8 protein-coding genes and 1 pseudogene are annotated in these 8,029 nt (G+C 68.7%); 2 read left to right on the plus strand and 7 right to left on the minus strand.

Translation table 11 applies throughout. The features are described from left to right. The 6 genes and pseudogenes from ACOJVU_RS10385 to ACOJVU_RS10410 form a co-directional block, all read right to left on the minus strand. On the minus strand, positions 1-408 hold a 408-nt coding region (locus ACOJVU_RS10385; protein WP_421529703.1), incomplete at its 3' end, for a low molecular weight phosphatase family protein. Next, a pseudogene (arsB, locus tag ACOJVU_RS10390) lies at positions 405-1,990 on the minus strand (ACR3 family arsenite efflux transporter). The gene ACOJVU_RS10385 and the pseudogene arsB, both read right to left, overlap by 4 nt. Then, positions 1,987-2,385, minus strand: coding sequence for an ArsR/SmtB family transcription factor (locus ACOJVU_RS10395; protein ID WP_421529704.1), 399 nt, complete (start codon positions 2,383-2,385; stop codon positions 1,987-1,989). Before ACOJVU_RS10395 ends, arsB begins: the two are co-directional and overlap by 4 nt. Before the next feature lie 117 nt (positions 2,386-2,502). After that, positions 2,503-3,552, minus strand: coding sequence for a cation diffusion facilitator family transporter (locus tag ACOJVU_RS10400; RefSeq protein WP_421529705.1), 1,050 nt, complete (start codon positions 3,550-3,552; stop codon positions 2,503-2,505). Then, positions 3,549-3,950, minus strand: coding sequence for an ArsR/SmtB family transcription factor (locus ACOJVU_RS10405; protein ID WP_421529706.1), 402 nt, complete (start codon positions 3,948-3,950; stop codon positions 3,549-3,551). The genes ACOJVU_RS10400 and ACOJVU_RS10405 overlap by 4 nt, the downstream gene beginning before the upstream one ends. A gap of 321 nt (positions 3,951-4,271) precedes the next feature. Further along, positions 4,272-4,997 carry a histidine phosphatase family protein gene (locus ACOJVU_RS10410; RefSeq protein ID WP_421529707.1) on the minus strand — a complete coding sequence of 242 codons (726 nt, stop codon included), beginning with the start codon at positions 4,995-4,997 and terminating at the stop codon, positions 4,272-4,274. Positions 4,998-5,138: 141 nt separating this feature from the next. Here ACOJVU_RS10410 and ACOJVU_RS10415 point away from each other — a divergent pair, with 141 nt between their 5' ends. Further along, positions 5,139-5,834, plus strand: coding sequence for a M15 family metallopeptidase (locus ACOJVU_RS10415; RefSeq protein WP_421529710.1), 696 nt, complete (start codon positions 5,139-5,141; stop codon positions 5,832-5,834). A gap of 69 nt (positions 5,835-5,903) precedes the next feature. Here the strand turns inward: ACOJVU_RS10415 and ACOJVU_RS10420 are convergent, their stop codons facing one another. Beyond that, positions 5,904-7,463, minus strand: a complete 1,560-nt coding sequence (locus ACOJVU_RS10420) for an amidase (RefSeq protein WP_421529708.1) — start codon at positions 7,461-7,463, stop codon at positions 5,904-5,906. Between the two features lie 128 nt (positions 7,464-7,591). Between ACOJVU_RS10420 and ACOJVU_RS10425 the strand changes: the two genes are divergently transcribed. Further along, a partial coding sequence (locus tag ACOJVU_RS10425; RefSeq protein ID WP_421529709.1) for a methylmalonyl-CoA mutase family protein occupies positions 7,592-8,029 on the plus strand: 438 nt, incomplete at its 3' end.

Raw genomic sequence — 8,029 nt, forward strand, 5'->3', positions numbered from 1 at the left:
GCCACTTGGGCGTCCGCGTCGCCGGGTCTTCCGCTCCGCTCCCATCGCAACCTCCGAAATAGTCTTCGGCTGTTGCGACGTTGACTGGAATCCGCCCGGCTCGTCGATGTCCCAGGTTTCGAACCTGGTGCCTCCGACCGGCTCGACGTGGGCCTCGTTTCCCAGCGTGACGACGATGTCGACGTCGCCGACGAGTTCCGGGTCGATCGGCTTCGGGTGCTCGCCGGTGATGTCGACCCCGACCTCGAGCAGGCATTCCGCCGAGAGGGCGTTGACGCTGGTACCGGATTCCGTCCCCGCGGAGTGCACATCGACGGTGGGGCCCGTGATCTTGCGCATCAAGCCGGCCGCCATCTGCGACTTGCCCGCGTTCTTGACACACACGAACAGCACCGCGGGCTTGCTCACGGAAGGCTCCCTTGGGGAGGACCAGCGGGGACGAGTTCGCCGATCAGCTTTTCGACCCGGGCCTTGATCTCGTCGCGGATCGGGCGGACCGCTTCGATGCCCTTGCCCGCAGGGTCGGGCAATGCCCAGTCCCGGTAGCGGACACCCGGGAACACCGGGCAGGCGTCGCCGCAACCCATGGTGATCACCACGTCGGAGGACTCGACCGCGCCGGGGGCGAGGATCTTCGGGGACTGGTTCGAGATGTCGATGCCGACTTCGGCCATCGCCTGGACCGCGGCCGCATTGATGGTGTCGGCCGGGGCGCTGCCGGCCGAGCGGACTTCGATCGTGTCGCCGGCGAGATGGGCCAGGAAACCGGCGGCCATCTGGGAACGGCCGGCGTTGTGAACGCAGACGAACAAGACGCTGGGGCGAGGGTCCATGGGTTCAACCCCGACTTTGAAGCTGCTGTGCGGCATCAGGATTCGGTGCTCGATGTGGTCGCTTTCGCGGCCCGCGGCGAGTTTGGCGGCGCCGGTTGCGTGAACCGCGCACGCAGCGCGAGGGAGACGTAGACGAGCGCGACAAGCACGGGCACCTCGATCAGCGGGCCGACCACCCCGGCCAGCGCTTGTCCCGAGGTGGCGCCGTAGGTGGCGATCGCCACCGCGATCGCCAGCTCAAAGTTGTTGCCGGCGGCGGTGAATGCCAACGTGGTGGTGCGTTCATAGCCCAGGCCGAGGACGGCACCGAGGACGTAACCTCCGCCCCACATGATGGCGAAGTAGGCCAGCAACGGAAGCGCAATGCGCGCGACATCCAAGGGCCGGGAAATGATCTGATCGCCTTGGAGCGCGAACAGGATCACGATGGTGAACAGCAGCCCGTAGAGAGCCCACGGCCCGATCTTGGGCAGGAACCGCGACTCATACCATTGCCGGCCTTTGGCTCTTTCGCCCCAGCGGCGGGTCAGGAAGCCCGCCAGCAGTGGGATACCCAGAAAGATCAGTACCGATTTGGCGATCTGCCACATCGAGGTGTTGATGGTGGTCCGTTCCAAGCCCAGCCAACCCGGCAGCGCCGAGAGGTAGAACCAGCCCAGTACGGCGAACATGACCACCTGGAACAGTGAGTTCAACGCCACCAGGACCGCGGCGGCTTCGCGGTCGCCGCAGGCGAGGTCGTTCCAGATGATGACCATCGCGATGCACCGCGCGAGTCCCACAATGATCAGACCGGTGCGGTAGGCGGGCAGGTCGGGCAGCATCAGCCAGGCCAGCGCGAACATCAGGGCCGGCCCTATGACCCAGTTCAAGACCAGCGAGGCCGCCATGAGCTTGCGGTCGCCGGTGACGGTGTCGAGGCGGTCGTACCGCACCTTGGCGAGCACCGGGTACATCATCACCAGCAGGCCGATGGCGATGGGCAGCGAGATGCCGTCGGCCTCGACGGCGCTCAGTGCGTCACCGAGGCCGGGGATCACCCGGCCCAGAAGCAGCCCCGCGATCATGGCGAGGCCGATCCATAACGGGAGCATCCGGTCCAGCGCGGAAAGCTGTGTGACCACAGCGGGGTGCTCGGTGTGGGCGGGGGCACTCATCGGCTGAACTCCTCGGTGCAAGTGTCGGAGGGATCGCAGGGAGTGGCGGGGCCGCCCTCGATCTGCAGGATGGCTGAAAGTTGCTGCAGGGCTGCCGGAATCACCCGGTAGTAGACCCAGGTGCCGCGGCGCTGGCTGGCCAGCAGCCCTGCCGAGCGCAGCACTTTGAGGTGGTGGGAGATGGTGGGCTGGGACAGGTCGATGGTCGCGGAGATGTCGCACACGCAGGCTTCCCCGCCGGGGTGGCTGGCGATCAGACTCACCAAACGCAACCGCACCGGGTCGCCCAGTGCCTTGAACATCGGCACCAGCATCGCGGCCGAAGCCTCGCTCAGGGGTGCACGGGCCAGAGGCGAGCACTGCGGGGAACCCGCAACGAGGGCCTGTATCGACATCGTTCTATATTGACAGATTCCGAACCAGTTGCCAACCGGTGCGGGCGAAGTGTGACCCGAACCGCTGTCGCCGGCTGTCGCCCAGGCAATTCGGTGATGAGTATCTGGTGAGGTAGATCAGGAAGCCATATGCCGCTCGTCGGCGCGATAGCGTTGTGCCTCTGCGGGATTGGCGCCATCGGCGGGATAGGCGTGGATCGTCGCGTCGGTGAGCTTGGGAATCGCGTGCATGAGCTCGTGCTCGGCGCCGTGCGCGATTCGATGCGCCTCGGCCAGGCTCAGCGCGGGGTCGATGTCGAGTTCGGCCTCAGCGTGCATGCGGTGCCCAACCCAGCGCATCCGTACGCTGTGTACCGATCGGACGCCGGGACGGGCGACCAGGGTGCGGTGGGCTATGTCGACGAGTTCGGGTTCGACACCGTCGAGGAGGCGCCGAAACACGTCGCGGACGGCGGTGCGCAGCACCGCCAGAATTGCCACGGTGATCACCAGGCCGATGATCGGGTCGGCGAGCGGAAAGCCGAGGGCGATACCGCCCGCGGCGAAAAGCACGGCCAAAGAGGTGAATCCGTCGGTGCGGGCGTGGAGCCCATCGGCGATCAGGGCGGCGGATCCGATGCGCCGGCCGACCCGGATCCGGTAGAGGGCTACCCATTCGTTGCCGACGAACCCGGCCAGCCCGGCCAGCGCGACCCAGCCGACGTTGTCTATCGGCCGAGGCTGGACGAGCCGCATGACGGCTTCGTAGCCCGCGAAGATCGCCGACATCGCGATCATCGCGACCACGAAGAGACCGGCCAGGTCCTCCGCCCGGCCCAATCCGTAGGTGTAACGGCGGGTGGCGGCCTTGGCTCCCAGGGCGAACGCGATCCACAGCGGGACAGCGGTCAGCGCGTCGGAGAAGTTGTGGACGGTGTCGGCGGCCAGGGCGATCGACCCCGAGATGAAGACGATGACGATCTGCACCGCGGCTGTGGTTGCAAGAACCAGCAGACTGGTCTTGACCGCGCGGATCCCGGCCGCGCTGGACTCCAGGGCGCCGTCGAGGCTGTCGGCGGCGTCGTGGGAGTGCGGGGCGAAGATCTCGGTGATCGCGCCACGTAGCCCCCGCGGATGGTCATGGCCGTGATCGTGGTCCGCGCCGAGCGCGCCGTCGTCGTTCCTCATCTCGGGTGGGCCTTTCGTGACGGAGGCTCGGCGGCGATGTCGCGCACGCCGGGTTGGTCACGGTGGTGTGAGGGAACGCCGGGGCCGGCGTGTTCGGCGTTGAACACCGCGTCGACAACCAGTCGGCTCACGTGATCGTTCTCCAGGCTGTAGAAGATCGTGGTGCCCGCCCGGCGGGTGCGCACCAGTCGGGCCATCCGGAGCTTGGCCAGGTGCTGGGACACCGACGGCGCGGGTTTGTCCACGCGTTCGGCCAGGTCGGTGACCGACAACTCCTCGTCGATCAACGACCACAACAGCCGAACACGGGTCGCGTCGGCCAGCATCCGGAACACCTCGACGATCAGTCCCACTTGATCCTCGTCCAGTGGCCGCCTCGAGGCAGTACCTGCATTCATGCGCAGATAGTAGCTCATGCGGAACGGTGCCGCCAGCGTTTTCCGCCCCAGTCGGCACGCGCAGCGCGTCCTGCTCCGCCGGGGAGTAGTGCGCGATGGTCTTTTCGCGGCGATCTTTGACCAGGCCGGCCAGTCGCAACGTGGCCAGATTCCTGCAGCAACGACCACGGCACGTAGGAGTGGGCCTGGCGATCGGGGCACTCGGCTACCCGTCGAAAGAGTCCTCGATCAACCGGTGCGGCGCGCGGCGGCAGAATCATCGAGCGACTCGGCGCCGTCGCCCGGCTTCAACCGATGACGGATCCGCTGCTCGCGACGCGGTCAGCACGGCGGCGGGTCAGCGTCCCATTCGGTCAGATTCCAACCCGCGGAGGGGTTTCCGGTGAGCACGACGCGGCCCAGGTTCGGCAGTGGATTGCTGGCCGGCAGCGAGCGGTCGGGGTCGTGGACGTTCATCAGCACCCACAGCATGATCGCGCCCGCGTGCGAGAACGCGACCGGGTTCACGTCGCCGCTGTCGTAGATGTGTTGGACCGCCTCGCCGAAGCGTGCGTTGAATTCGTTGCCGTCGATCGAGCCTGGGATCCGCGCGCCGCGGTCGCCCCGGAGCCATTTCATCGGAACGGCCAGGTACGTTCGCGCGACGTCTGCCTCCGGCTGACCTTCGTAGCGACCGGCCTCGATTTCGCGCAGCCCGGGCAGCACGTCGACCGGTTCGCCCAGCCACCGCGCCGTCGGCGCGGCCGTCTCCTGAGTGCGGATCATGGTGGAGGCGTAGACCCCGTCGTAGTGGTTGGCGCTCAGCGGCCCCGCGTCCAGCATGGCCTGGCACCATCCCCGCGGGGTGAGTTCCGGGCCGGGAACGGAGGTGTCGATCAGGCCCGAGGCGTTGCCTTCCGACTGGGCGTGCCGCACCAGCGTCAGCGTGATGACGTGCGGTCCGGCAGCGCGCGCGGAGGCGCAGCCCGCCAACGACATCGCCAACACCGCCACGGTGGCGACGACTCGGGAGCCCGCGCGACCCGCCGGCGACCGGCCATGTGTCATGCGCGAATTTTAGTCCGACGACGTGGTGGCGTCCGCGCTGGCGCCCAGGGTGCAGCGCTGTGCGGACGGCGGAATCAGATGACATCCCGGCGCGCCGACCCGTAACACGCGCTGACCCGTAACAATGGTCAGATGCCTCGGATGCGGCGGTTTCATGGGCTCGCGATAGTCCTCGCGCTGACCGCCGGTCCGTGCGGAATTCCCCGCGCGGACGCGGGGCCCGGTGTGCCGCCCGTCAGCGACGCGGCGCGCGCGGCGGGGTTCGTCGACATCCGCAGCGTCGTGCCGGACGCCGTCGTCGATCTGCGCTATGCGACGACGAACAATTTCACCGGCACGCAGTTGTACCCGTCCGACGCCCGTTGCCTGGTGCACCAGTCGATGGCGCCCGGACTCGGCGTGGCCGCGGCGGCGCTGCGCCCGCAGGGGCACGTGCTGGTGTTCTGGGACTGCTACCGGCCGCACGACGTGCAGGTCAAGATGTTCACCGTGGTGTCCAACCCGGCCTGGGTCGCTCGGCCCGGGCCCTATGCGCACAGCCACGAGTCCGGGCGCTCGGTCGACGTGACGTTCACCAGCGTGCGGCAGCCTTGTCCGGCCGATCGTCGCGCCGGCGGGGTGTGCCTGGCCGACATGGGCACTGGCTTCGACGACTTCACCTCCCGCGCAACCGCATTCGCCACGCAGGGCGTCAGCCCCCAGGCCCAGGCGAACCGCGCCCAGCTGCGCAACGCGATGACCTCCGGCGGGCTGAGCGTGTACTCCGGTGAGTGGTGGCATTTCAACGGACCCGGCGCGGCCGTCGACCGGCCGATCCTCGACGTCCCGGTCGATTAGGGAGCGCAGGGTGAACGACGAACCTCGGGCCAGCTACACCCATGGACACCACGAGTCGGTGCTGCGCGGTCACCAGCGTCGCCGAGGTCCTCGACGTGGCCCGCGCGGAGGCGCAGCAAAACCCCCGCACAGGGATTCGAACGCGTCGGCCACCCGCAACACCGTGGCGTCGTCGAATCGCCTGCCCACGATCATCATCCCGACCGGCAGGCCGTCGACGAGCCCGGCGGGCACCGAGAGGGCGGGATGGCCGGTGATGTCCATGGGCGCAGTGTTGGCCGCCTTGCCCAGCGCGCGTCCGAGCAGCCCGACGTCACCGGGACCCCCTGCCGGCAACAGGTCCGCCGTCCCCGGAACGGTCGGCATCACCAGCACGTCGTACTCGTCCAGCGCCGCGTCGTAGGCGGCCCGCACGTGCGGTAACAGGTTGCGCGCCTTGGCATACGACGCGCCGCCCAGCGCCGTGAGGCCGTAGTGCCCGCACAGCGCGGTCGCCTTGACGGTGCTGGCCAATTCGTCGGCGTGGCCGACCCGCTGCCGGGCGAAGTGCGCCATGAGCTCCGGGTCGTACCACCCGTCCGCACCGAGCCCGTAGCCGTTGCCGTCAATCATCTGGTAGGTGGCGCCGTCGGTGAAGATGACATTGAACACGTGCAGCGCCGTCCGGTGCCAGGGCACGCTGACGTCTCCGACGGTGCAACCGCATTCGGTGAACCGCCGGGCCGCCGAGCGGACGAGTTCGTCGGCCTCCGGTGACGAGCCGGGCTGGCCGAAACCCTCGCCGAGGATGCCGACCCGCAGCCCGGTCACGTCGCCGGTGAGCGCGGCCCGGTAGTCGAACGCGGCTGTGGACTCGCGCTGGCGCGGGTCGTGGCCGTCGGGCCCGGCGAGCACCGTGAGCACAAGTGCGGCGTCGGCGACGGTGCGCGTCATGGGACCGAGATGGTCGATCGTCCGCTCGATCGGAAACGCGCCGGTGTAGGGCACCAGGCCGTGGGTCGGCTTGTGCCCGACGATGCCGCACAGCGCGGCCGGGATGCGGATCGAGCCGCCCTGGTCGCCGCCGAGGGCCACGTCGACGTCTCCGGCGGCGACGAGCGCACCGCTCCCGCTGGAGGACCCGCCCGTCTCGCGCGCGGTGTCCCACGGGTTGCGCACCGGGCCGGAGGCAGAGGTGAAACTCGATCCCGAGCAGCACAGGTCCTCGCAGACGCTCTTGCCGGCGATGGTCGCCCCCGCGGCCAGCAGGCGCTCGACGACGCTCGCGTCGCGGCCGGGGACGAAGCCCTCGACCGCGCGGGACCCGTTCATCATCGGAACGCCGGCGACGGCGATGTTGTCCTTCACCGCGACGGTGCGGCCCGACAGGGGGCCCTTCGCTCCAGAGGCGATCTCGGTGGTGACATACCAGGCGCCGAGCGGGTTTTCCTCCGGCGTCGGGAACCGGTGGGCACGCTCGGGGGTCTGCAGCGGCGCCAATTCGTCGTAGAGCGCGTCGACGACGTCGTAGGACGTCAGGGTGTGTTGCACGGCCGCCAGGTAGTCGCGCCGGGCGGCGGCGTCGAGGTGGAACCCGAAATGGTGCGCCGCGGCGTCCAGGTCGCCGGCCGATGGCCGCGAAACCGTCACGTCGAGCAGCCTAGTCCTCGGCTGGTCTGCGCCGACCGAGCGGGACCGGTCGGCGCAGTGGGCCTCCTTCGGCCCGGTCAAGGTGGCGGTATTGGCATTCTCTTTTTTTGCAAGTACGTTATCAGTCGATGGATAACGAGATTCGGACCCCATCGGGCATACCGCTGCGGCCCGTGTACGGGCCGGGGGACAGGACCGCGGAACCTGCGCCGCCCGGACAGTTTCCGTTCACCCGGGGCAATTTCGCGTCGGGCTATCGGGGCAAGCTGTGGACGTTTCGCCAGTACTCGGGCTTCGGCACCGCCGAGGAGTCCAACCGCCGCTACCGGTACCTGCTCGAGCAGGGCGGGACCGGCCTGTCGGTGGCTCTCGATCTGCCCACCCAGTGCGGATACGATTCCGATGATCCCGAGTTCGGCGAGGAGGTGGGCCGGGTCGGCGTTGCGGTGGACACCCTGGCCGACTTCGGGATCCTGTTCGAGGGCATTCCGCTGGACAAGCTCAGCACGAGCATGACGATCAACGGCACCGCCGCCATCCTGCTGGCCTTCTACGTCGCCGCGGCC

It is taken from the genome of Mycobacterium sp. THU-M104 (assembly GCF_049197365.1).
In the GTDB taxonomy this organism is placed as follows: Bacteria; Actinomycetota; Actinomycetes; order Mycobacteriales; family Mycobacteriaceae; genus Mycobacterium.

Excerpts from the sequence above, each read along its gene's own strand:
- ACOJVU_RS10395 (WP_421529704.1), bottom strand. The coding sequence starts at position 2,385 with ATGTCGATACAGGCCCTCGTTGCGGGTTCCCCGCAGTGCTCGCCTCTG.
- ACOJVU_RS10400 (WP_421529705.1), bottom strand. The coding sequence starts at position 3,552 with ATGAGGAACGACGACGGCGCGCTCGGCGCGGACCACGATCACGGCCAT.
- ACOJVU_RS10405 (WP_421529706.1), bottom strand. The coding sequence starts at position 3,950 with ATGAATGCAGGTACTGCCTCGAGGCGGCCACTGGACGAGGATCAAGTG.
- ACOJVU_RS10410 (WP_421529707.1), bottom strand. The coding sequence starts at position 4,997 with ATGACACATGGCCGGTCGCCGGCGGGTCGCGCGGGCTCCCGAGTCGTC.
- ACOJVU_RS10415 (WP_421529710.1), top strand. The coding sequence starts at position 5,139 with ATGCGGCGGTTTCATGGGCTCGCGATAGTCCTCGCGCTGACCGCCGGT.